22 protein-coding genes are annotated in these 22,263 nt (G+C 61.1%); 10 read left to right on the forward strand and 12 right to left on the reverse strand.

The window, feature by feature from the left end; translation table 11 throughout:
- The first annotated feature begins 74 nt into the window (after nt 1-74).
- A complete protein-coding gene (locus AACY44_RS19745) occupies nt 75-506 on the forward strand; it encodes a hypothetical protein (RefSeq protein WP_339418767.1) in 432 nt (143 codons plus the stop codon).
- Between the two features lie 38 nt (nt 507-544).
- Entirely contained in the window at nt 545-2,506 is a 1,962-nt protein-coding gene (locus tag AACY44_RS19750) for a hypothetical protein (RefSeq protein ID WP_339530911.1), read from the forward strand.
- A 65-nt stretch (nt 2,507-2,571) separates the two neighbouring features.
- Here the strand turns inward: AACY44_RS19750 and AACY44_RS19755 are convergent, their stop codons facing one another.
- Nucleotides 2,572-3,138, reverse strand: coding sequence for a hypothetical protein (locus tag AACY44_RS19755; protein ID WP_339418764.1), 567 nt, complete (start codon nt 3,136-3,138; stop codon nt 2,572-2,574).
- 260 nt (nt 3,139-3,398) lie between these two features.
- Between AACY44_RS19755 and AACY44_RS19760 the strand changes: the two genes are divergently transcribed.
- Nucleotides 3,399-3,908 carry a hypothetical protein gene (locus tag AACY44_RS19760; RefSeq protein WP_339455423.1) on the forward strand — a complete coding sequence of 170 codons (510 nt, stop codon included), beginning with the start codon at nt 3,399-3,401 and terminating at the stop codon, nt 3,906-3,908.
- 89 nt (nt 3,909-3,997) lie between these two features.
- Here AACY44_RS19760 and AACY44_RS19765 read toward each other — a convergent pair whose 3' ends face one another.
- Both AACY44_RS19765 and AACY44_RS19770 read right to left on the reverse strand, forming a co-directional pair.
- Nucleotides 3,998-4,900 carry a DUF2167 domain-containing protein gene (locus AACY44_RS19765; RefSeq protein ID WP_339493471.1) on the reverse strand — a complete coding sequence of 301 codons (903 nt, stop codon included), beginning with the start codon at nt 4,898-4,900 and terminating at the stop codon, nt 3,998-4,000.
- A 61-nt stretch (nt 4,901-4,961) separates the two neighbouring features.
- Nucleotides 4,962-5,825, reverse strand: a complete 864-nt coding sequence (locus tag AACY44_RS19770) for a LysR family transcriptional regulator (RefSeq protein WP_339418760.1) — start codon at nt 5,823-5,825, stop codon at nt 4,962-4,964.
- A gap of 102 nt (nt 5,826-5,927) precedes the next feature.
- Here AACY44_RS19770 and AACY44_RS19775 point away from each other — a divergent pair, with 102 nt between their 5' ends.
- Nucleotides 5,928-6,824: a DMT family transporter gene (locus tag AACY44_RS19775; RefSeq protein WP_339436441.1), complete on the forward strand. Its 897-nt coding sequence runs from the start codon at nt 5,928-5,930 to the stop codon at nt 6,822-6,824.
- Here AACY44_RS19775 and AACY44_RS19780 read toward each other — a convergent pair.
- Nucleotides 6,778-7,536 (reverse strand): substrate-binding periplasmic protein, encoded by a 759-nt coding sequence (locus tag AACY44_RS19780; protein WP_339436440.1) that lies wholly within the window; start codon nt 7,534-7,536, stop codon nt 6,778-6,780. The genes AACY44_RS19775 and AACY44_RS19780 overlap by 47 nt on opposite strands.
- 133 nt (nt 7,537-7,669) lie before the next feature.
- On the opposite strand from AACY44_RS19780, the gene dnaX reads away from it, so the two are divergent.
- The 5 genes from dnaX (at nt 7,670) to AACY44_RS19805 (ending at nt 13,321) form a co-directional block, all read left to right on the forward strand.
- On the forward strand, nt 7,670-9,733 hold the full coding sequence (dnaX, locus tag AACY44_RS19785; protein ID WP_339436439.1) for a DNA polymerase III subunit gamma/tau: 2,064 nt from the start codon (nt 7,670-7,672) through the stop codon (nt 9,731-9,733).
- Between the two features lie 43 nt (nt 9,734-9,776).
- Nucleotides 9,777-10,115: a YbaB/EbfC family nucleoid-associated protein gene (locus tag AACY44_RS19790; protein ID WP_049712036.1), complete on the forward strand. Its 339-nt coding sequence runs from the start codon at nt 9,777-9,779 to the stop codon at nt 10,113-10,115.
- A gap of 153 nt (nt 10,116-10,268) precedes the next feature.
- Complete coding sequence (locus AACY44_RS19795) at nt 10,269-11,303, forward strand: NADP-dependent oxidoreductase (protein WP_339436438.1); 1,035 nt, start codon at nt 10,269-10,271, stop codon at nt 11,301-11,303.
- A gap of 66 nt (nt 11,304-11,369) precedes the next feature.
- Entirely contained in the window at nt 11,370-11,972 is a 603-nt protein-coding gene (recR, locus tag AACY44_RS19800) for a recombination mediator RecR (RefSeq protein WP_065873846.1), read from the forward strand.
- Between the two features lie 200 nt (nt 11,973-12,172).
- Nucleotides 12,173-13,321: an acyl-CoA dehydrogenase family protein gene (locus AACY44_RS19805; RefSeq protein ID WP_339418750.1), complete on the forward strand. Its 1,149-nt coding sequence runs from the start codon at nt 12,173-12,175 to the stop codon at nt 13,319-13,321.
- Nucleotides 13,322-13,408: 87 nt separating this feature from the next.
- Here the strand turns inward: AACY44_RS19805 and AACY44_RS19810 are convergent, their stop codons facing one another.
- Both AACY44_RS19810 and fnr read right to left on the reverse strand, forming a co-directional pair.
- Nucleotides 13,409-13,957: an adenine phosphoribosyltransferase gene (locus tag AACY44_RS19810; RefSeq protein ID WP_065873845.1), complete on the reverse strand. Its 549-nt coding sequence runs from the start codon at nt 13,955-13,957 to the stop codon at nt 13,409-13,411.
- Between the two features lie 78 nt (nt 13,958-14,035).
- A complete protein-coding gene (fnr, locus tag AACY44_RS19815; protein WP_049712041.1) occupies nt 14,036-14,770 on the reverse strand; it encodes a fumarate/nitrate reduction transcriptional regulator Fnr in 735 nt (244 codons plus the stop codon).
- Nucleotides 14,771-14,921: 151 nt separating this feature from the next.
- Between fnr and AACY44_RS19820 the strand changes: the two genes are divergently transcribed.
- Nucleotides 14,922-15,389 (forward strand): hypothetical protein, encoded by a 468-nt coding sequence (locus AACY44_RS19820; RefSeq protein ID WP_339418749.1) that lies wholly within the window; start codon nt 14,922-14,924, stop codon nt 15,387-15,389.
- Here AACY44_RS19820 and hemN read toward each other — a convergent pair whose 3' ends face one another.
- The 6 genes from hemN to ccoG all read right to left on the reverse strand — a co-directional run bounded on the left by hemN (nt 15,390) and on the right by ccoG (nt 22,243).
- A complete protein-coding gene (gene hemN, locus AACY44_RS19825; RefSeq protein ID WP_339418748.1) occupies nt 15,390-16,772 on the reverse strand; it encodes an oxygen-independent coproporphyrinogen III oxidase in 1,383 nt (460 codons plus the stop codon). It abuts the gene before it with no gap.
- Nucleotides 16,773-16,862: 90 nt separating this feature from the next.
- The gene (locus tag AACY44_RS19830; protein WP_339418746.1) at nt 16,863-17,546 is read right to left on the reverse strand and encodes a sulfite exporter TauE/SafE family protein; all 684 of its coding nucleotides are present in this window, start codon (nt 17,544-17,546) and stop codon (nt 16,863-16,865) included.
- Entirely contained in the window at nt 17,539-17,751 is a 213-nt protein-coding gene (gene ccoS, locus AACY44_RS19835) for a cbb3-type cytochrome oxidase assembly protein CcoS (protein ID WP_339418744.1), read from the reverse strand. The genes AACY44_RS19830 and ccoS overlap by 8 nt, the downstream gene beginning before the upstream one ends.
- 22 nt (nt 17,752-17,773) lie before the next feature.
- A complete protein-coding gene (locus AACY44_RS19840; RefSeq protein WP_339530914.1) occupies nt 17,774-20,218 on the reverse strand; it encodes a heavy metal translocating P-type ATPase in 2,445 nt (814 codons plus the stop codon).
- A 66-nt stretch (nt 20,219-20,284) separates the two neighbouring features.
- Nucleotides 20,285-20,824, reverse strand: a complete 540-nt coding sequence (locus tag AACY44_RS19845) for a FixH family protein (protein ID WP_339418740.1) — start codon at nt 20,822-20,824, stop codon at nt 20,285-20,287.
- 15 nt (nt 20,825-20,839) lie between these two features.
- On the reverse strand, nt 20,840-22,243 hold the full coding sequence (gene ccoG, locus AACY44_RS19850) for a cytochrome c oxidase accessory protein CcoG (RefSeq protein ID WP_339418738.1): 1,404 nt from the start codon (nt 22,241-22,243) through the stop codon (nt 20,840-20,842).
- Between the last annotated feature and the right edge of the window lie 20 nt (nt 22,244-22,263).

A 22,263-nucleotide genomic window follows, 5' to 3' on the forward strand; every position in this document is an offset into this window, starting at 1 on the left:
AATGCTTTCACGCCATCTGCCATCGTGCAGTCCATGGCGGCATACTCCATGCCTGGCATCCGGAGACAGCACACGTGGAAAAAGTCGACGACCTCACGCGCGAAAAACTGCGGGAATGGCAGATGCGGCGCCTGGAGATCAAGGACCGTATTCAATCGCATCCTGAACAGACCCTGGAATTGTCGAGGGTATTGGACCTCATGGACGACGAACACGCGCAAATCCTCAGCCAGGCGCAAATGATCCGGGCCGAGGAAGTGACGGATGCCCCGGTGCTGATCGCCGAGCCCGCGCCGCTGCCACTCGCGGGCGCCTGCACGCTGCAATTGAATGTGGCCGCGCAGAGCGCCGAAGATTTGCGCAGGTTGCTTGAGATGGCGGTTTTCGAACTCCAGCAGCAGATCAATGCGATGGCCTCTGGGGCTGACTTGCCGGCCCATTGCGGTGGCATGTCAGGCTCCCTGGGCGAGTATCGGTTCGAACTGGGTAGCCAGGACCATGCCTGATCCACGCGACGTACGTCGGCCCCTGGCTGCGAGGAACTATGCAACCGGAACACTTTGATTTATCCAGCCCCGTCTTCCTGCCTGTCACGGATGAAACCTGCACCGCACTGCTCGGCACGGACGGTGCCGAGGCCTTGGTCGGCCTGACGGACCCGGAGCTGGCCGCCGTGCTCGTCATCCAGAACCTGGCCCAGGCCGCGGAAAAAGACCTGACGTGCGCGGGTGCCGAGCGCATCCTGGAAAAGTTGCTCGGCTGGGCAGTCGATTCACCGCCTGCGGTCGCTGCCGCGTTGCTGTCTGAGGCGCAACGGCTGTTCGACCCGCGCAAGCTGTACTTTGGTTTTAACGCGCTCAAAAGCGTGAACCTGCGCCTGCTTTCAGCTGAAGAAGTTGCGGCGCGGGATTACCTGTTGCCTACGGGTAAATGGGATATCGGCTACAAGGTCCGCCATCTGCGCAGCAATGATCCGTTCAGCCAGCAGATGATTACACCCCGGCATCGCGAACGCTGGCTCAGCCCGGCCCAGGACAAGCTGGTGCGCACCTTTCGCGCCAACTTGAATGAAGACTTGCATGTTCAAGGCTACGCGGGCATCGGCAAGAGCCACCTGCTCGGCGCGTTGATGGAGTGCCTGCGGCCTGAAACGACCCTCATACTGGCGCGCACGCAAGCAAAGCTGGCGACACTTCGCGAGCGTATGGGGTTGGGGCGCGACAGCAAGGCCGGCTCGACGTTTGCCGCGTTCGCCAAGTCCCTGTTGCACGGGCCACGCCCGCCCGCGCAGGCAACGCCGGCCAGGTTGCCCGGCAAACTGGCTGTGGCGCAAACCCTGGATATCCATGGGTGGCGCGGGCACGATGGTCCAGCGACCGTCGAGGTGTGTCTCAAGGTGCTCGAACGCTATTGCCACTCCAGCCATCACAGCCTGTCGGCCAGTCATTTGCCGCATTTCAAACAACCGTTGTCAGGTGTGGATGCCCAGGTGTTACTGGAGTATTCCAGCCGTGTGTGGACTTACCTGGAGGCCAACCCGCAATGGGCCAGCCCACTCGCGTTCGCGGCGCTGTTGCTGATCAAGCGCGCGAGCCTCGACGGTTGTGTGGTGCCGCCTCGGTACACCCATGTATTGATTGATGAAAGCCAGGACATCCCGCCTTCGTTGTTGCAGATTATCGAACGCGGCCGCCAAGTGCTGATCACCCTCGGCGATGAGTACCAATTGGCCAACGGAGTGATGGTCAGAAGAAAGCGCGAAGTCCGGCACACCGACATCAGTTATTCCGTGCGCTCGGGCCGCAACGTCGAGCGGCTGGTCAACCCGTTGATCAGCGTGCACTCGCAGAAATGCAAGACCCCCTTCGAAGGCGCGCGGGATGCCGACGTCGGCATCGAACATTACCCCCAGGGCTTCGTGCCGCCGGAAGGCTGCGTGGTCTTGACCGCCTCGCCTTGGGACACCATGAAGTGGGCCATTCAGTTGCAGCAGGCCAACTGCCCGTTCGGGTTCCCCGACAACGCGGCGCAGCAGGATCTCCAACGCTTCATGGTCAGCGTCATCGCCTTGTTCAAGCCGCAGTTCTACAGCAACGAGCACAACGAAAACGGGCCACACGTGTATTTCAGCGACATGGCTGACTGGCAACAGGTGCGTGATGCCAGCCAGTTCGATGAGTCGTTTCTGTGGGTCGAGAGTGAGCTGGAAAAAGGCTTCAATGTCGCCGATATCACACGCTTGAACCGACTGGGCGGGGTCCCCGGCAAGCGTTGCCTGCTGATGCTGGCGGAAGAGGCAGGTGGCATGGAATTCGATCGGGTGCTGCTGACCCCTGAGCTGCTGACCAACGTGAAGTTCAAGGATGCCTACGCGTTCGACCAGCGGATCTGTGCCGTGTACATCGCAATTTCCCGCGCAAAGCAACAGCTTTACGTCCCTTACGATGTGGTCGAATGGCTCGGGTACCACAATTATCAGGGATTCAGCGGGTCGCACGGTTACTGATTGAACTCACAGGCACTGGCGGCGAGCAGGTTAGGCCGACGATGGGGCCTGCCTGCTTAGCGGCATTACGGCCGGTACACCGGGAATGCCTTGATCACCGGGACTATTTCCGGGCCCATCGCCTCCACCGTTTTTGGCGGATTGCTCGGTGTGGGAATGTTCCTGGCAAAGTGAAAGATGATGGTCTGGCCGGTGCCACTGTCCCGGTAGTATTTGAAGAAACTGACTTCAGAGAAGCGCCCATCCTTGCGCAGAGACTCGTGGAAATACATCACCAAATACACGATGCCGGTGGCATTGTCCGTCGCCAGTATCGACGGCATATTCGGGTTTTCCTGCTGGTGAAGCCGGACGGTATTCCTGGCGAGGTCGAGGGGTTCGAAACGGTTCATCTCGCGAGGGACCACGGTAAAATCCACCATCTCATTCCAGGCATCGACGCTTTCCTGCGCCGGGAAGTATTCCCACAGGCCGGGTTTCTGAAATTTCAGGACGAACGTCTTGCCGTCGAACACCACCGATTTGGTTTCGGCAATGGAGGGGCGCGACAGGTCGGGGGCAACAGTGGCTGGAGGCGAAGCGCAACCGCAGAGCAGGGCCAAGACAGACAAAACAACTAGCGTGATTTTCATTTCAATCCTTGAAAATAGTTTGAGGCAAGTCTCTTGCGCGAAAGACAGTAGTCCAGCCGGCGGCTGAATACCGCCTATTTAGTTGAGAAACTGCATTTTCCCGATCTGTCCTTGAGGGCTCCCTCACAGCTTTAAAACACTTTCTGAACAACCCCAAACCACCTTGTTAGTTTCCGCCAGCCACTTATTTCAGAGTATGACAAGGGTGAGCGTTTGATATTGAAGTGCTATCACCTCTTTAACTAACAAGGATGTCTGTGATGAAAAGCCTGCACGGGTTACCGTGTCTTATCAGTGCTTCGGTAGGGGCTCCCGGTGAAGCCCGCAACTTGCCCGCCGATGTGCAGTGCATCCAGTATTTATTCAATCTGATCATTCCCAAACTGGGTTTTCCGCTGGCCGAGAATGGCAAGTGCGATGGCCAGTTGGTGCAGTGCATCAGCCAGTACCCGTTCCGTCACCTCAAATACGCCCACCCCGGTTGCTTGAACGTGCTGATGCCAGAGATCGCCACCGGCCTGGACTTGACCCAGACCGCGAACAAGAAATGGATCGGCCTGGCGAAGGTGTCCGCCGACAAGGCGTACCTGCTGAAAACCCCAAGTGCCAAGGCGGCTAAGCGGCCCTACATTGTCAAAAACGACGTGGTCGGCGTGCTGGCCTTCAAGCATGGCTGGGCGCAGGTCGAGTTCATCAATGCTCAGACCCGTTCGTTTACCGGTCGGATCAGCCAGGATCAGTACAGCCGTTTGTCTGCGCCTAAACCCTAGCCACGCGCCCCAGGCAGACAGAGCCCTAGTCAGAACCTCCGATTACGCCGCAACGTGCCACGCACGTTGCGGCGTTCTCATGTCTGGTTTCAGGCTTTGTTGCGGTTGAACAGCTTACGGATCACGGCGAACAACGCCACCACGCCAATCACCAGAAATTTCTTTGCAGCCAGCAGGAAGATGCCGATTTTGGCGAAAAAACCGGCTTTGGCTGCAATCCCACCGGCGACCAACGCAGCGAGACCGTAAGTGGCAAGCTTGTCGGTGCTCGGGTTGAAGTCGGTGTACAGGTTGCCGTCGGTGAAGTTGGTAAAGGCCAAGACCTTGGGCAATTCCTGCTTGATGGTGGGCAGGTCGGCCATGGCGGCGACGGCGTTGAGTTCCAGCACGCCTTCACGACCCAGCACACGGATGCTGTAGTTGAGGGTGGTCTGCTCGGCGTCGTCGGCCTTCAGTTCGCGGGCCCAATACATCTTGTGGGTGCTGTCGTCGTAGTGCGGCGGCTCGGCCCAGCCCAGCAAGTGCAAGCCGGCGTAGCCTTGTTGCTGGCGTTCTTTGTTTTCGGCCTCGTCCTCTTCCTGCATCTGTTTGAGCAGTTCGGCGTAGTCGATTTTTGCGGCGTCCTCGTCGGAAATGTGCCCGTCGGCCTTGTAGCTGACGATCACGCCCCAGCCGCGCTCCGACAATGGGCTAACGGCTTTTGGCACGATCATGCCCAATGTCTTGAAGCCCGGCGGGTTGCCCCAGCCATCCGTCAGCAAGCGCTCGGTGTCGGCGGGGTCGAGGTAATAGAACTCGTCGTTGAGCTTGAGGGTTGCAATGCCACTGGGCAAGGTGACCGTGCCGGTCTTCTGTTTGAGGGACTTGAGGAAATGTTCGGCCGTTTCGGCGGGCGCACTGGCTTCAACGGGCGCGGGTGGGGAAGCGGCAAAGGCGGGGGCGGCAGGCAGGCTCAAAGCGGCCGCCGCCAACAACAGGCGGAAGTAATTCATGGTAGTCCCTTACATTTTGAATTAATTTCGCAAAATAATAACTGAAAGGACCTGCTACGGGTTAGCGAAAGGTCTCCCGCAACAACCCGGCAAACGCATCCCGCGCCAGGTGCCGCTGGGTGTCCTTGTGCCAGAACAGCAGGTTGTCCACGGCCTGCAGTTCATCAAATCGGTACGACGCCAACTGATTGGCCTGCTCATAGCGGGCCAGGATGCCTTCCGGCGCGAGCGCCACGCCAATGCCCGCGCTGACGCAACCGATGATCGTGCCCCAACTGGCATAGCTGGCGATGGCCGGCTTGAAGGCGTGGGGCTTGACCCAGTTCTCCAGCGCCGCCCGATATGGGCAGCCGGGCGGCCACACCAGCAGGGTACGGCCGGCGAGGTCCTCGGCGCTGTGGATCGGTGCGCTGGAGGCGCTGGCGATCAATACGAGGCGTTCGCTGTAGACCACGCTGTGCTCGAGCTTCGTGCTTTTGTTGCCGGCTGCCACCAGCGCCACATCCAGGCGGTGGTGTTGCAGGTCATCGAGCAGTTCGCCCCATGCGCCGGTGACCAGCTCCAGGCTGACATCCGGGTAGCGCCGGTGATACTCCGCCAGCAGCGGCGGCAGACGGCCGCTGGCGCTGGACTCCACCGCACCGATGCGCAGGGGGCCACGGGGAATGGCGTTGGCATCCACCGCGCGTTTGGATTCGTCCACCAATGCCAGGATGCGCTCGCAATACTCCAGGAATATCTCACCGGCAGCACTGATCGCCAGCCCGCGCCCGGCGCGGATAAACAGCGGCGTGCCCAGCTCGCCTTCCAACTGCTTGATACGCGTGGTGATGTTGGACGGCACACAGTGCAATTGCAGGGCAGCATGGGCCACGCTGCCGGTCTGCGCCACGGCTCGCACCATTTTCAGTTGGGCCAGTTCCATTACTCAGTTCCAGTGAATTCAGAAGTCAGAAACGCTTAATTGTCCTACGCCTTGCCCGGGCCAAGACTGACGGCATTCCTTCTCAGTTTTCGGATGCCGTCGATGAACACCCCGTCACCCCTGAAGCTTACGCTAGTCATTGCCAGCGTCATCCTCTGTTGGGCCTATTCGCCGATTGGCGTGCACATGGGGCTGAACAGCTACAGCCCTGGGCAGCTCGCGCTGCTGCGGTTTCTGATCGCTTCGCTGTTCATGGCCGGTGTGGCGCTGGTGATGGGCATCGGCCGACCGCGCCTGCGGGATGTGCCGTGGCTGCTGGTGTTGAGCTTTTTCGGGGTGTTCCTGCATCACACCAGCCTCAATTATGGACAGCAATTCGTGAGTGCGGCGGCGTCCAGCGTACTGGCGCAATCGGCACCACTGTTCAGTGTGTTGATCGCGTTTTTCTGCTTGAAGGAGCGGGTCAGCCTCTGGCGCTGGAGCTGCGTGTTACTTGGCTTGTTTGGCGTGCTGGTGGTGATCTGGGGCGATCACGGCGTGGGCGATATCGACCCGCGCGGTGTGCTGATCCTGCTGGCGGCGGTGTCGTGGAGCCTGTACTTCGTTATCCAGAAACACTATGCCCATCGCTATAGCCCGCTGACGATGGCGTGCTACATGGTGTGGGGGGGCACGTTGATGCTCTGCGTGAACCTGCCTGGCCTGCCCGCTGCCGTGGTGCAGGCGCCGTTGCCGGAAAACCTTGCGGTGCTTGTGCTCGGGATTTTCCCCAGTGCTTTGGCGTACCTGGCGTGGGGCTACGTGTTGAAGCATGTCGAAGTCAGCCGCGCCTCGGTGGCGATGTACCTGATCCCGCCCGTCGCCATGGTGATGGCGGCGACGTTGCTGGGTGAGCACATCGCCCTGCAAGTGGTGCTGGGCGGCGTGATTGTGTTGGCCAGCGTGGCAGCGATCAGTCTGGAAGGGCGTTGGCGGTGGCCTCTCCGGTATACAGCTTGATGATTTCGTCGATCTCGCCCGACATCTTCATGCGCAACAAGGTGCGCAGGATTTTTTGCACCGGCACATTCGGATCATTGCGCACAGTGCAGCCCAGGTTCTGCTGATCGATCACTGCGGCCTTGTGCAGGCGTTTGCCGACCGGCATCCGCTGGTTGAACCGGTCGAGTATCCATTCATTGGTCACGGCGAACTTGAAGCGCCCGGCCACCAGTTTTTGCAGCACCTGCTCTTCGCTGCGGGCATCGTCACGGCTGAGCCGGCCGCTGGCAAACAAAGGCTCAAGGATGGCGTAGCGATAATTGAGCACCGTGCCGATGGCCTGTGGCGCAAGTTTGCCAACCTGAAGCGGCTGCGCAGGTATCTGAGTGCTGACCAACAGGTTGCGCTGCACCATCAACGGGATACTCCACGTGTAATCACCCGACAGGTTGTCGACCCAGGCCTGGGTGACATAACAGCGCACGTCAATCTCGCCATGCTCCATGGCGCTGGAGATTCGCGCGCGTGCCAATACGTGGAATTCGGCCGGCTGACCGACCTGGGTGGCCAGGCTCAACATCAGGTCATACAAAATGCCCTGGGTGGGCCGTCCGTCCTCCAATTGCACCATGGGCATCGCCCAGCTGTCGGAAACCGAGAAACGCAACGGTGCGGGCGCTGCCAGGCTCGCTGTGGTGATCATCCATAAGGCGCCCAGGACTACGCGCATATGCTCTCCGGGTTCAGGCCTTTTTGGGGCCAATCAGGAGAGCTTAGTCAGATTAGGCGAGCGTGCCGGATGCAATTTCCCCCTTGCTCCGCTAGCATTACCGGCTTCCGCTTCCCAGTTGCGACGGTTTTCGATGAGTTATCAGGTTCTTGCACGTAAATGGCGTCCGCGCTCGTTCCGCGAAATGGTCGGCCAGACCCATGTGCTCAAGGCTCTGATCAATGCCTTGGACAGCCAACGGCTGCACCACGCCTACCTGTTCACCGGTACCCGAGGAGTGGGCAAGACCACCATTGCGCGCATCATCGCCAAATGCCTGAACTGTGAAACCGGTATCACTTCGACGCCCTGCGGCACCTGCTCGGTGTGCAAGGAAATCGACGAAGGGCGTTTCGTCGACCTGATCGAAATCGACGCCGCGAGCCGTACCAAGGTCGAAGACACCCGCGAGCTGCTGGATAACGTGCAGTACGCGCCGAGCCGTGGCCGCTTCAAGGTCTACCTGATCGACGAAGTGCACATGCTGTCCAGCCATTCCTTCAACGCCTTGTTGAAAACCCTGGAAGAGCCGCCGCCCTACGTTAAATTCATCCTGGCCACCACCGACCCGCAGAAACTACCTGCAACGATTTTGTCGCGGTGCCTGCAGTTCTCCCTGAAAAACATGACCCCCGAGCGAGTGGTCGAGCATTTGACCCACGTGCTGGGCGTCGAGAACGTACCGTTTGAAGACGATGCCTTGTGGCTGCTCGGCCGCGCCGCCGATGGTTCGATGCGGGACGCCATGAGCCTCACCGATCAGGCCATCGCCTTTGGTGAAGGCAAGGTCATGGCCGCCGACGTGCGCGCCATGCTCGGCACCCTCGACCACGGGCAGGTATTCGACGTGCTGCACGCGCTGATCGAAGGCGACGCCAAGGCGTTGCTCGAAGCCGTGCGCCACCTGTCGGAGCAAGGCCCGGACTGGAACGGCGTGCTCTCGGAAATCCTCAATGTGCTGCACCGCGTTGCCATCGCCCAGGCCCTGCCGGAAGGGGTCGACAACGGTCATGGCGACCGCGACCGCGTGTTGGCCCTGGCCCAGGCGTTGCCGGCCGAAGATGTGCAGTTCTATTACCAGATGGGCCTGATCGGTCGCCGGGACCTGCCTTTGGCGCCGGACCCGCGCGGTGGCTTTGAAATGGTGCTGCTGCGCATGCTGGCCTTCCGGCCCGCGGACGCTGCCGATGCGCCGAGACAGCCGCTAAAGCCAGTGGGGATCAGCCAGGCCACAGTTGATTCCGCCAAACCAGTGGCTGGCGCGGCAGTGGTTGCGCCAGTGGTGGCTGCACCCGCGCCGGTCGCGCCGGTCGCGCCGGTACCTGAGCCAGAGCCTGTGGTTGCTGCGCCAGTGGTCGAGTCGGAACCGATCGCCGAGCCTGAGCCGGTCGTCGATTTGCCCTGGAATAATCCGGTAGACGCCGACGCTGAAGTCGAGCAGGTGCCTGCCGTGGAGCCTGTGCTGGAAACCAGCAGCGAGCAGCCCGAGCTGACGCCGATGCCCAAGCCGACCCCGGACAGCGTGGTGCCGGATGCCCCTGAGTGGGCCTCTGCGCCTGTTCCCGAGCCAACCGTGGCCCAGGTGGAAGCTGCCACCCCAGGCATCGACCTTGACGACGAACCGCCGCTGGACGAAGACTACATTGAGCCGGACATGGATTCGGCCTACAGCTACCTGGACGACCTGGCCAGCGAACACACCGCCGAGCCGGCCCCTGAGCCCGAGGCGGAACCCGCTTCAGCCCCGGCCACCGGCCTGGCGCTGCAATGGCTGGAGCTGTTCCCGAAACTGCCGATCTCCGGCATGACCGGCAGCATCGCCGCTAACTGCACGCTGATTTCCATTGAAGGCGACCACTGGCTGTTGCACCTGGACCCGGCCCACAGCGCCCTGTTCAACGCGACCCAGCAGCGCCGCCTGAACGATGCGCTGAACCAGTACCATGAGCGCGCGTTGACCATCGCCATCGAGCTGATCAAGCCTGAGCAGGAAACCCCGGCTCAGGCCGCGAGCCGCCGGCGTATCAACCGCCAGCGTGAAGCGCAAGACTCGATCCACGCTGATCCGCTCATCCAGCAAATGATGCAACAGTTCGGTGCGGTCGTCCGTCACGATACTATTGAACCCGTCGAAGCCCCGGTGCCCCAAGCGTCATAACACCGGGCCAATCATTGATCCACGTACTTTTGAGGTGATTCCCATGATGAAAGGTGGCATGGCCGGCCTGATGAAGCAGGCGCAGCAGATGCAGGAAAAGATGGCCAAGATGCAGGAAGAACTGGCCAACGCCGAAGTCACCGGTAAGGCCGGTGGCGATATGGTCAGTGTGGTAATGACCGGTCGTCACGACATCAAGCGCGTGAGCATCGACCCAAGCGTATTGCCAGGCACCAGCGAAGATGATCTGGAAATGCTCGAGGCGCTGTTCGCCGCGGCCGTCAACGACGCCGTGCGCAAGATCGAAGCCAACAGTCAGGAAAAAATGGGTGGCGTGACCGCTGGCATGCAACTGCCACCGGGCATGAAGCTGCCGTTCTGATCGGCAAGCCTTAGCTAGACTCAAATGCCAGGCCTCGTGCCTGGCATTTTTTTTACTCGCCCTACGGGACGGTAACTCTATAGAACCTCGGGGTATCAGCCGGTGTCTGCACTTGATAGCGATGAATTCGATTACCGTTAAAGGAGCACCTTCATGCCTCAAGAACCGATACTGAACCAGCGCATCGTCCTGGTCTCACGCCCCCAGGGTGCACCCACCCCGGAGAACTTCCGCCTGGAGCGGGTGAGTCTGCCGGACGTGGCAGACGGCCAGGTCCTGCTTAAGACGCTGTACCTGTCCCTTGATCCCTACATGCGCGGCCGCATGAGCGACGCACCGTCCTACGCAGCTCCAGTGGAAATCGATGAAGTGATGACCGGCGGCGCTGTCAGCCGTATCGAGCAGTCGCGTCATCCGAAATTCGAAGTGGGCGACCTGGTGGTCGGTGCTACCGGCTGGCAGAGCCACAGCATTTCCGATGGTCGCAACCTGATCCCGGTGCCAAAAGGTCTGGCCAGCCCGTCGATGGCCCTGGGTGTGCTGGGCATGCCGGGTATGACCGCCTACATGGGGCTGATGGACATCGGCCAGCCCAAGGAAGGGGAAACCCTGGTAGTGGCAGCGGCATCCGGCGCGGTCGGCTCGGTGGTGGGGCAGGTGGCCAAGCTCAAGGGCTTGCGCGTCATCGGGATCGCCGGGGGGGCGGACAAGTGCCGCTACGTGGTAGACGAATTGGGCTTTGATGCCTGCATCGACCATAAGAGCGCGGACTTTGCCAACGAATTGGCGCAGGCGTGCGACAAGGGCGTGGACATCTATTTCGAGAACGTCGGCGGCAAAGTCTTCGACGCTGTGGTGCCTTTGCTCAACCCCAAGGCGCGCATTCCGCTGTGCGGGTTGATCGCCGGGTACAACGCCCATGAAGCCCCCAGCGGGCCGGATCGCTTGCCGGCGCTGCAACGCACCTTGCTGACCAAGCGTGTGCGCATTCAGGGCTTTATCGTGTTTGATGACTACGGTGATCGCCAGCCCGAGTTCCTCAGCGCCATGGCGCCGTGGGTGCGCGATGGCAAGATCAAGTTCCGCGAAGATGTGGTCGACGGCCTGGAGCAGGCGCCGCAAGCCTTCATCGGTTTGCTGGAGGGACGCAACTTCGGCAAGTTGGTGGTGCGCGTCGCACAGGATTGAGCATTTGACGCTAATCCGAGGCGCGGGTATAAACCGCGTCTCGTTGTTTTGTCGGACCCTTCGCCCATGAGCTTCAGCCCCCTGATTCGCCAACTGATCGACGCCCTGCGCACTTTGCCGGGCGTGGGCCAGAAAACTGCCCAGCGCATGGCGCTGCAACTGCTGGAGCGTGATCGCAGCGGCGGCACCCGGTTGGCCCAGGCCCTGAGCCAGGCCATGACCGGTGTGGGCCACTGCCGCCAGTGCCGCACCCTCACCGAAGAGGAGCTCTGCCCGCAATGCGCCGACCCGCGCCGCGACGACACGCTGCTGTGCGTGGTGGAAGGGCCGATGGATGTGTACGCGGTGGAACAGACTGGCTATCGCGGGCGCTACTTCGTGCTCAAGGGCCACCTGTCGCCGCTGGACGGCTTGGGCCCGGAAGCCATCGGCATTCCGCAACTGGTGGCGCGTATTGAAGAGCAGGGCACCTTTACCGAAGTGATCCTGGCCACCAATCCGACGGTGGAAGGTGAGGCGACCGCGCATTACATCGCCCAACTCCTGAGCAACAAAGGCCTGATCACTTCGCGCATCGCCCATGGCGTGCCGCTGGGTGGCGAGTTGGAATTGGTGGACGGTGGGACGCTGGCGCATTCCTTCGCCGGTCGCAAACCCATCGCCCTTTAAGGGGCCACACAGATCAAAAGGTGGGAGCGGGCTTGCTCGCGAATGCAGGGTAGCAGTCAACAAAGATATTGACTGATCCACCGCATTCGCGAACAAGCCCGCTCCCACATTGGTTTTGTGTTGTGGGTGAAATCTGCAGTCAACTTGATAACCAAGCAAGCGCTTGGTAAGTTCGCTCTACCTCACAGTGGAGCTTGCCGATGTCTGCCTATCAGGACTACTTCGACCCCAGCCATCAATTGGTCCGCGACAGCGTGCGCCGTTTTGTCGAACGCGAAATGTTGCCCGGCGTCGAGCAGTGGGAAGAGGCCGAGAGTTTTCCCCGAGAGCTGTACCTCAAGGCCGGCGCGGCGGGGATACTGGGCATCGGTTACCCCGAAGCCCTGGGTGGCAGTCATGAAGGTGATCTGTTCGCCAAAGTGGCGGCCAGCGAGGAGTTGATGCGCTGCGGCTCCGGCGGCGTGGTGGCGGGGCTGGGTTCGCTGGATATCGGCCTGCCGCCTGTCGTCAAGTGGGCGCGACCCGACGTACGCCAGCGCGTAGCGCCGTTGGTGTTGTCGGGTGAGAAGATCATCGCCCTGGCTGTCACAGAGCCGGGCGGCGGTTCCGACGTGGCCAGCCTGCAAACCCGCGCCATTCGCGACGGCGATCACTACCGCGTCAGCGGCAGCAAGACCTTTATCACCAGCGGCATCCGCGCCGATTTCTACACCGTGGCCGTGCGCACCGGCGAGCCGGGTTTTGCCGGTATCAGCCTGCTGCTGATCGAAAAAGACACCCCCGGTTTTACCGTCGGCCAACCTCTGAAGAAAATGGGCTGGTGGGCGTCGGACACGGCTGAATTATTCTTCGACGATTGCCGGGTGCCTGCTGGCAACCTGATCGGCGCCGAGAACATGGGTTTCGCCTGCATCATGGGCAACTTCCAGAGCGAACGCCTGGCCTTGGCCCTTATGGCCAACATGACCGCACAACTGGCACTTGAGGAAAGCCTTATATGGGCCGCGCAACGCGAAGCCTTCGGCAAACCCATCGGCAAATTCCAGGTGATCAAGCATCGCTTGGCGGAAATGGCCACTGCCGTTGAAGTCTCCCGCGAATTCACCTACCGCCAGGCGGCAAAGATGGCCGCGGGAAAGAGTGTGATCAAGGAAATTTCCATGGCCAAGAACCTCGCCACTGACACGGCGGACCGTGTGACGTTTGACGCCGTGCAGATACTCGGGGGCCAGGGCTATATGCGTGGGAACCTGGTGGAGCGCCTGTATCGGGACAACCGTATCCTGTCCATCGGGGGAGGGACTCGGGAAGTGATGAATGAAATCATCAGCAAGCAGATGGGGTTGTGATCTTGTGTTCTTCTTGGCCTCTTCGCGAGCAAGCGGGCTTGCTCGCGAAGAGGCCGGACCGGACAACTAAGTAATCAGTTCAAGCGGTCAACGCTCAGTCAACGCAAACTGCGTCAAACAAAACGTCGGAATCCCCATATCTTCCAACCGCTGCGACCCACCCAACTCCGGCAAATCAATGATCGCCGCTGCTTCAAAAATCTGCGCACCCATGCGCCGCACCAGGTTCGCCGCCGCGATCAGGGTGCCGCCTGTGGCAATCAAATCATCGAAGATCAATACCGAGTCACCCTCACACAGGCTGTCAGCGTGCACTTCCAGGAAGGCCTCGCCGTACTCGGTCTGATAACCCTCGGCCAGCACGTCGGCTGGTAGCTTGCCCTGCTTGCGAAAGAGGATCAGCGGCTTGTTCAGTTGATAGGCGATGATCGAACCGATCAGGAACCCCCGCGCATCCATGGCGCCGATGTGCGTGAAGTCAGCCTCGACATAACGCTGGGCAAAGCTGTCGGCCACCAGCCGCAGGGCGCGAGGCGATTGGAACAGCGGGGTGATGTCACGAAAGATCACCCCAGGCTTGGGGAAGTCGATGACAGGGCGGATCAGGGATTTGATGTCGAACGAATCAAAGGTCATCGTCGAAGAGTCCTGGGCTGGAAACGGACTCGAAGTATACCTGCGGCCTCGCCAGTTGGCGCGGCCGCAGCGTCTGGATCAGGCGTCGACCGTGCCGCCGGCCAATGCACACAGTTGGATCGGGTCGAGGATATGCACTTCCTTGCCTTCGGCAGCGATCAACTCGTTCTGCTGAAAACGGGTAAACACGCGGGACACGGTTTCCACCGCCAGGCCCAGGTAGTTGCCGATTTCATTGCGCGACATGCTCAGGCGGAACTGGTTGGCCGAGAAACCACGGGCGCGGAACCGCGCGGACAAGTTGACCAGGAAGGTGGCGATGCGCTCGTCGGCGGTTTTCTTCGACAACAGCAGCATCATTTGCTGGTCGTCGCGAATCTCGCGGCTCATCACGCGCATCAGCTGACGGCGCAGTTGCGGCAATTGCAGGGCCAGTTCGTCCAGGCGCTCGAAGGGGATTTCGCACACTGACGTAGTCTCCAGCGCCTGGGCCGACACCGGGTGAATCTCGGTGTCCATGCCTGACAGCCCCACCAGTTCACTGGGCAAGTGGAACCCCGTGATCTGTTCTTCGCCGCCATCGCTCAGGCTGAACGTCTTCAACGCGCCCGAACGCACTGCATAAACGGAGTCGAACTTGTCGCCCTGGCGAAACAGAAACTCGCCTTTTTTCAGCGGGCGACCGCGTTTAACGATCTCGTCCAGCGCATCCATGTCTTCCAAATTCAACGAAAGTGGCAGGCAGAGGGGTGCCAGGCTGCAATCCTTGCAATGGGCCTGGCTGTGAGCGCGCAGTTTGACTGGCTCGGACATTTTTTAATCCTTGTGGGAAAACACACATAAGACGTAAGGGTAACGCACTGGAGGCCGCTGAAGCCAGCGTGTACAAAAAACCGGTAACGGTATAAAGGTTTTTGTACCAAGGTCGATACAGCAGGCATACCTATTAGTCGGAGCCTGGATCATGTCTGTTATAGCCGCCTACAACCCTGCCATCCGCATTCCGACTGTGCCGGATGCAAAGCCATTGGCTGAGGCCAAGGAAGAAGTTCCAGGCGCCGAAACGGCTACTGCGCCCAAAGTGGTAGAAGGTGTAACCGTGACTATTTCCGCCGATGCCTTCAAAGCCGCGGGTGCGGCCAAAAGCTCCAATGCGGATATCGATGACAGTGGCCTGGACGACAACGTCAAACAGGTGCTGAAAATGATCCGCCAACTGAAACAGCAGATCGCCGAAAAACAGGCCGAACTGGCGGCAGTCGCGGCCGCCAATAACCTCTCGCCCGAAGAGGCTCGAGCCAAGACCAGTGCTCTGCAAAGCGAAATCAGTTCTTTGCAGGCGGGCCTGATGTCGGCTCAGACCTCCCTGGCCAAGTCGATGAAAGGTATGAGCGCCAACGACTCGATGAAGGCCGCCTCGTTGTCGATGTAATCAGATCACCCGTGAAAATCGTTGCCGATTCTGGTGCTCCAGGTAGGCATCGAACACCATGCACACCGAACGCACCAGCAGTCGCCCGGCCGGCAATACACGAATGCCCTGGGCGTCGAGTTCGATCAGGCCATCTTCGGCCATGGCCTCCAGTTGCGGCCAGATGTCGTCAAAATACCCGCGAAAATCAATGTTGAAGGCCGGCTCGATCTTCTCGAACGCCAGGCTGAAATTGCAGATCAACTGTTGGATAACCTCCCGCCGCAACCGATCGTCCGAGGTGCAGACCAGGCCGCGGCTGGTGGCCAGTTGCGCGCCGGCCAAGCTGTTCTGGTAGGCGTTGAGGTCGCTGCTGTTCTGGCAGTACAGGTCGCCGATCTGGCTGATCGCCGACACCCCGAGCCCGATCAGGTCGCAATGACCGTGGGTGGTATAGCCCTGGAAGTTGCGTTGCAGAGTGCCTTCTTCCTGGGCGATGGCCAGCTCGTCGTCCGGCAGGGCGAAGTGATCCATGCCGATGTAGCGATAGCCGGCTTGGGTCAATTGCTCGATGGTGGTTTGCAGCATCAGCAGCTTTTCTGCCGGAGAAGGCAAGTCGTCGGTGTTGATGCGCCGCTGCGGCATGAAGCGTTCCGGTAGATGCGCATAGTTAAATACCGACAGGCGGTCCGGTTGCAGGCTAATCACTTCCTCCACGGTGCGCGCGAAGTTCAGCGGGGTCTGCTTGGGCAGGCCGTAGATCAGGTCGATATTGATCGAGCGAAATTGCAGGGTGCGCGCGGCGTCGATGACTGCACGGGTTTCTTCCAGGCTTTGCAGGCGGTTGACCGCGCGTTGCACCTCGGGGTCGAGGTCTTGCAGGCCGACGCTGACGCGGTTGAAGCCCAGCTCGCGCAGCAGGCCCATGGTGGCCCAATCCGCCTCGCGGGGGTCGATCTCAATGCTGTAGTCGCCGGAATCATCATCCAGCAAATTGAAGTGCTGGCGCAGACATGCCATGACCTGGCGCAGTTCGTCGTGGCTGAGAAACGTCGGCGTACCGCCGCCAAAGTGCAGTTGTTCCACTGGTTGTTTCGGGTCGAGGTGGCAGGCCACCAGCTGGATTTCCTGCACCAGGCGTTGCAGGTAAGCCTGGGCGCGGCCACGATCCTTGGTAATGACTTTGTTGCAGGCGCAGTAGTAGCAGATGTTCGCGCAGAACGGCACATGCACATACAGCGACAATGGCCGCACAGCCTTGCGACTGTCGCGCAGGGCGTGGAGCAGGTCGAACGTGCCGACCTGGCTGTCGAATTGTACGGCGGTGGGGTAGGACGTGTAGCGCGGTCCTGCCAAGTCGTAGCGGTGAATCAGATGGGTGTCCCAACGAATGGCGTCGAGCATGCGGTCGCTCCCCCGGATTGGCTAGTGGGGTGAGTCTAGGGGCACGTCGCGGGTGCCATCTTGATTTGCATCAACGGGGAGCGGCGCTACTTAGTGGCCCATTAGCCAGTGCTGGTGCGGACCGGGCAACGTCCAGATACCGAAGAGTATGACCAGCAAGCCACCGGCCATCCGCACGCTGCGTTTGCGCAGTAGCGCCGTGACCCGCTCAGCCGCCAGGCCGGTGGCCAACAGTACCGGCCAAGTGCCCAGTCCAAACGCCAGCATCAGCAACCCGCTGTCCAACGCATTCCCCTGGCTCGCCGCCCACAGCAATGTGCTGTAGACCAATCCGCACGGCAACCAGCCCCAGAGTGCGCCCAGCAGCAACGCGCGCGGCAGGCTGGACACCGGCAGCAAACGGTTGGCAACGGGCTGGATATGCCGCCACAGGCCGCGTCCGAGGCTTTCGATGCGGGTGAGGCCGCTCCACCAGCCCGCCAGGTAGAGGCCCATACTGATCAGTAACAGCCCGGCGAGTACGCGCATGAACATCGCGGCCGGGCTGTTCGCCACCGCCCAGCCGGCCAGGCCGATCAACACGCCGGCAGCGGCATAGCTGAGGATGCGCCCCAGGTTGTACGCCAGCAGCAGGCGAAACCTGCGGCTGCGCTGCTCCCTGGGGATCGCCAGGGTCAACGCGCCCATCAGCCCGCCGCACATGCCCAAGCAATGGCCGCCCCCCAGCAGGCCGAGGATCAATGCGGAGACCAACAGCGGCGCCAGTTCAAGCATGGGGCGGGTCTTTGGGCGATTGTTCGGGGTGGTTGGCTTCTTCGACACCGGCCAGGTGATTCGGGTCCTGATCGTCGAACAGCACGCTATGGGCCGGCCCATCGAGGTCGTCGTATTGGCCGCTGTCCACGGCCCAGAAGAAGATGTAGATGGCCACGCCCACTAACAGCAGCGCCGCCGGAATCATCACGTATAAAGCTGGCATCTGCACTCCATGTCCGCACGGCTCACACCGGCAGCGGGCGGGTTACTGAGGGGGCTCGGGCAACTGGCGCGCTCGGCAGGCGAGTCAGGCGCAGGGCATTGAGCACCACGGTCAACGAACTGAGGGACATACCGATCGCCGCCCAGATGGGCGTGATCCAACCCAGGGCGGCAAACGGCAGCATAAGGCCATTGTACAGCCCGGCCCACAGCAGGTTTTCAATGATCACGCGACGCGTGCGCCGCGCCAGGGAAAAGGCTTGCACCAGCGCGTCCAGACGGTTGGAAAGCAACACCGCATCGGCGCTGGTCTTGGCCAGGTCGGTGGCGGTGCCCATGGCCACGCTGATATCCGCGGCGGCGAGCACAGGCACATCGTTGACCCCATCGCCGAGCATCATCACCTTGCGGCCTTCCTTGTGCAGTTGTTGCAGCACCTGCAACTTGTCATCAGGGCGCAGGCCACCGTGGGCTTCGTCGATCCCCAATTCGGCGGCGACACTGGCGACCATCGGCGAACTGTCCCCGGACAGCAACAGCGTGCGCCAGCCGCGCGCCTTGCAGGCGGCCAGCAGGGCCGGGGCGTCACTGCGCAGGCGATCATCGAGCACAAACCAGGCGAGGGCGCCTTCGCGGTCGCCAAGCAGCAGCCATTGACCCGAATCTGTCGGTGAGGCGGGGATCGCGCAACCACTGAGTTCGCAGACAAAGCCCGGTTGGCCAATGCGCAATTGGCGCTCGCCAACGCGGCCTTCAAGACCAAGCCCAGGCGAACTGAGCACCTCATCGGCGGCCAGCGGCGCGCGGCCAAAGGCGCGGGCAATCGGGTGTTCGGAACGGTTTTCCAGGGCGGCGGCGAGGCTCAGGCACAGGTCCGTGCTCAATGTGCCCAGGGGACGGATGGCTCTCAAGGCCAAGCGGCCTTCGGTGAGGGTGCCGGTCTTGTCGAAAATCACCGTGTCGATTTGGTTCAGCCCTTCCAGCACGTGTCCGCGAGTCAGCAATAACCCGAGTTTGTGCAAGGTGCCAGTGGCGGCAGTGAGCGCGGTGGGTGTGGCCAGGGACAAGGCACATGGGCAGGTCGCGACCAACATCGCCAATACAATCCAGAACGCCCGCGAAGAATCCAATTCCCACCACAGCAAGCCGATCAGGGCGGCGGCGATCAGCGAGCACAGCAAGAACCACTGCGCAGCGCGGTCTGCGATCTGCGCCAGGCGCGGTTTCTCGGCCTGGGCGCGCTCCAGCAGGCGCACGATGGCGGACAGGCGCGTGTCATGGCCCAAGGCGCGCACTTCGACTGTTAATGCGCCTTCCACATTGAGGGTGCCCGCCGTGACCGCATCCCCGGTTTGGCGCGGTTGCGGCAGGTATTCACCGGTGAGCAGGGACTCATCAATGCTCGATTGGCCGTCGAGAATCACGCCATCCGCCGGCAGTACGGCACCGGGGTGCACCAGTACACGGTCACCCAACGCCAGCTCGGGAAGCAGGATGCGCTCGCTTTGACCATCCGCCTTGAGCCGCAGGCACGAGGCGGGCAGCAGGTTGACCAACTGCGCCGTCGCGGCAGCCGTCCGCTCGCGGGCACGCCGCTCGAGGTAGCGACCGGCCAGCAAGAACAGCGCAAACATGCCCACCGCATCGAAGTACAACTCACCTACGCCGGTGATCGCGGTCCAGATGCCCGCCAGATATGCACCGCCGATGGCCAATGAAACCGACACATCCATGGTCAGGTGACGCGTACGCAAGTCGCGCAGGGCACCCTTGAAAAACGGTGCACAGCTGTAGAACACGATGGGTGTTGTAAGAAACATCGCCACCCAGCGCAGGATCACATGCAGCTCCGGGCTCAGGTCGATGTTGAATTCCGGCCAGGTGGCCATGGTTGCCATCATCGCCTGGAACCACAGCAGCCCAGCCACACCCAATTGGCGCAGGGCCAGGCGGTTTTCGCTGGCCAGTTGCTCGGCAGCGCGGTCCGCTTGATACGGGTGGGCGGCGTAACCGATATGGCGCAGCTCGCTGAGTAACTGGCTCAACGGCAACTGCCCGTCAGCCCAGCGCACCAGCAAGCGGTGGTTGGACACGTTCAGGCGCGCCTCGGCCACGGCGGGCAGGCGGCGCAGGTGTTTCTCGATCAGCCAGCCACAGGCGGCGCAGCTGATGCCTTCCATCAGCAGCGTGGCTTCGGCGAGTTCGCCGTCGTGGCGTACAAAGGGTTTTTGCACGTCGGCGCGGTCGTACAGCGCCAGCTCGTCCACCAGTTGCACGGGTAACGCCTCAGGGTTGGCCGAGGCTTCGCTGCGGTGCTGGTAGTAGCTTTCCAGGCCACCGGCGACAATCGCTTCGGCCACCGCCTGGCAGCCGGGGCAACAGAGTTCGCGGCGTTCGCCGAGGATCACGGCGGTAAAACGGCTGCCAGAGGGGACGGGGAGGGCGCAGTGGTAGCACGGGGTGGTCATGATCTGGAATCTATAGTGGCTGGGAGCGGCGGTGCGACTTGCCCGCGATGCGCGAAGCGCAGGTTTTTACTTTTTCAGGTCTTCGGCACCCTGCAACGGTTCATCACCTAGCAGCAAGTCTTTGTCGTGGCTGACCTGTTCTTCCTCGAACATGCGCCAGGTGCGGTCGCCTTCCACGCCGAGCAATTCGACGAAGCGACGGCCTTCGACCTTGTCGGTGACCTGGCCTATGTAGCGGCCGGGTTCACTGTCACTGCGGGCCAGGTTGATCTTGCGATCCTTCTCGGGCTGGGTCGGGGAAATCAGGTTCAATTCCAGGGTGGTAGGGTTGCTGTTGCCGGTGAGGTTCACCTCGACTTCACCGGTCAGCTCATCCAGGTGCATCTTGGCGCGCAGTTGCAGGGTCTGGGCCAGCAACTCACGGTCGAGGGAACGGTTGATGCCTTTGCCGGCCTCGTAGTAGTTGTCGTTGACCAGGTTGTCCGGGTTGTTCACCGCGATGGTCACCATGGACAGGGTCAAGGTCACCGAGCAGGCCAGGATCGCAATGATGATCCAGGGCCACAGATGCTTGTACCAGGGGCTTGCAGCAGTCGCTAGGGGCATTGTTGGCTCTCTTGATTAACGGACGTGTGGGCCGATGAATCGGCTCTTGGCTTCAATCTGGACGCTGGCGTCATCGGCATCCTTGAGCATGAAGGTCACCTCGTTGGTGCTCGATGGTAATTGTTCCGGCGCACTCGACAGCTCCACCGGCATGCTGACGATATCGCCGGCGGCCACCTTGATCTCGCGGCGGCCCTGCAGCTTGAGGTCCGGCAGGCCCGAAGCATCGAGCACGTAGGTATGGTCGCGCTGATCCTTGTTCATGATCTTTAGGCTGTAGACGTTTTCGATACGCCCTTCGGCGTTTTCGCGAAACAGCACGCGGTCTTTGCTCACGTCGAAACCCACCAGAGAGCGCATGAAGAATGCCGCCGCCAGCAGGCTGATCATCGCCAGCAATACCAAGGCATAGCCGATCAAGCGCGGGCGCAACTTGTGGGTTTTCTGCCCGGAAAGATTGTGCTCGGTGGTGTAGCTGATCAGGCCTCGCGGGTAGTCCATCTTGTCCATGATGTTGTCGCAGGCGTCGATACACGCGGCGCAGCCGATGCACTCGATCTGCAGGCCGTCGCGGATGTCGATACCCGTAGGGCACACCTGCACGCACATCGTGCAATCGATGCAATCCCCCAGGCCCTGGGCCTTGTAGTCGACGCCCTTTTTACGCGGGCCGCGCAGTTCGCCACGACGTGGGTCGTAAGAAACAATCAGCGTGTCTTTGTCGAACATCACACTCTGGAAACGCGCGTACGGGCACATGTAGATGCACACCTGTTCGCGCAGCCAGCCGGCGTTGCCATAGGTGGCGAGGGTGAAGAAACCCACCCAGAAATACGACCAGCCATCGGCCTGGCCGGTGAAGAACTCGAACACCAGCTCGCGGATCGGCGAAAAGTAGCCGACAAAGGTCATGCCGGTCGCAAAGCCGATCAGCAGCCACAGGCTGTGCTTGCTGACTTTGCGCAGGAATTTGTTGGCGCCCATCGGCGCTTTATCGAGCTTGATGCGTTGGTTGCGGTCGCCTTCGGTGACCTTTTCGCACCACATGAAGATCCATGTCCACACACTTTGCGGGCAGGTATACCCACACCACACGCGTCCGGCGTACACGGTGATAAAGAACAGGCCGAACGCCGCAACAATCAGAATGCCCGACAGGAGGATGAAGTCCTGGGGCCAGAAGGTCGCGCCGAAAATAAAAAATTTACGCTCCGGCAGGTTCCACCACACAGCCTGGTGACCACCCCAGTTCAGCCACACAGTGCCGAAGTAGAGCAGGAACAGACCGGCACCACCGAGCATGCGCAGATTGCGGAACAGGCCGGTGAAGGCACGGGTATAGATTTTCTCTCGCGAGGCGTAGAGGTCGACGGTTTTGGCAGGCGGGGTAACGTCTTGTACCGGTATCTGGTCGCTCATCATTGCATCCCACGGCGGTG

It is taken from the genome of Pseudomonas sp. RA_15y_Pfl1_P11 (genome assembly GCF_963970975.1).
Classification (GTDB): Bacteria; Pseudomonadota; Gammaproteobacteria; order Pseudomonadales; family Pseudomonadaceae; genus Aquipseudomonas; species Aquipseudomonas tritici.

Bases quoted from the DNA above. Each gene is read 5' to 3' on its own strand.
- AACY44_RS19790 (WP_049712036.1), top strand. From the start codon at position 9,777: ATGATGAAAGGTGGCATGGCCGGCCTGATGAAGCAGGCGCAGCAGATG.
- AACY44_RS19775 (WP_339436441.1), top strand. From the start codon at position 5,928: ATGAACACCCCGTCACCCCTGAAGCTTACGCTAGTCATTGCCAGCGTC.
- fnr (WP_049712041.1), bottom strand. From the start codon at position 14,770: ATGTCCGAGCCAGTCAAACTGCGCGCTCACAGCCAGGCCCATTGCAAG.
- AACY44_RS19795 (WP_339436438.1), top strand. From the start codon at position 10,269: ATGCCTCAAGAACCGATACTGAACCAGCGCATCGTCCTGGTCTCACGC.
- ccoG (WP_339418738.1), bottom strand. From the start codon at position 22,243: ATGAGCGACCAGATACCGGTACAAGACGTTACCCCGCCTGCCAAAACC.
- AACY44_RS19820 (WP_339418749.1), top strand. From the start codon at position 14,922: ATGTCTGTTATAGCCGCCTACAACCCTGCCATCCGCATTCCGACTGTG.
- AACY44_RS19750 (WP_339530911.1), top strand. From the start codon at position 545: ATGCAACCGGAACACTTTGATTTATCCAGCCCCGTCTTCCTGCCTGTC.
- AACY44_RS19760 (WP_339455423.1), top strand. From the start codon at position 3,399: ATGAAAAGCCTGCACGGGTTACCGTGTCTTATCAGTGCTTCGGTAGGG.
- AACY44_RS19765 (WP_339493471.1), bottom strand. From the start codon at position 4,900: ATGAATTACTTCCGCCTGTTGTTGGCGGCGGCCGCTTTGAGCCTGCCT.
- hemN (WP_339418748.1), bottom strand. From the start codon at position 16,772: ATGCTCGACGCCATTCGTTGGGACACCCATCTGATTCACCGCTACGAC.
- AACY44_RS19840 (WP_339530914.1), bottom strand. From the start codon at position 20,218: ATGACCACCCCGTGCTACCACTGCGCCCTCCCCGTCCCCTCTGGCAGC.
- AACY44_RS19770 (WP_339418760.1), bottom strand. From the start codon at position 5,825: ATGGAACTGGCCCAACTGAAAATGGTGCGAGCCGTGGCGCAGACCGGC.
- AACY44_RS19845 (WP_339418740.1), bottom strand. From the start codon at position 20,824: ATGCCCCTAGCGACTGCTGCAAGCCCCTGGTACAAGCATCTGTGGCCC.
- AACY44_RS19810 (WP_065873845.1), bottom strand. From the start codon at position 13,957: ATGACCTTTGATTCGTTCGACATCAAATCCCTGATCCGCCCTGTCATC.
- recR (WP_065873846.1), top strand. From the start codon at position 11,370: ATGAGCTTCAGCCCCCTGATTCGCCAACTGATCGACGCCCTGCGCACT.
- AACY44_RS19830 (WP_339418746.1), bottom strand. From the start codon at position 17,546: ATGCTTGAACTGGCGCCGCTGTTGGTCTCCGCATTGATCCTCGGCCTG.
- AACY44_RS19805 (WP_339418750.1), top strand. From the start codon at position 12,173: ATGTCTGCCTATCAGGACTACTTCGACCCCAGCCATCAATTGGTCCGC.
- dnaX (WP_339436439.1), top strand. From the start codon at position 7,670: ATGAGTTATCAGGTTCTTGCACGTAAATGGCGTCCGCGCTCGTTCCGC.
- AACY44_RS19755 (WP_339418764.1), bottom strand. From the start codon at position 3,138: ATGAAAATCACGCTAGTTGTTTTGTCTGTCTTGGCCCTGCTCTGCGGT.
- AACY44_RS19780 (WP_339436440.1), bottom strand. From the start codon at position 7,536: ATGCGCGTAGTCCTGGGCGCCTTATGGATGATCACCACAGCGAGCCTG.
- ccoS (WP_339418744.1), bottom strand. From the start codon at position 17,751: ATGCCAGCTTTATACGTGATGATTCCGGCGGCGCTGCTGTTAGTGGGC.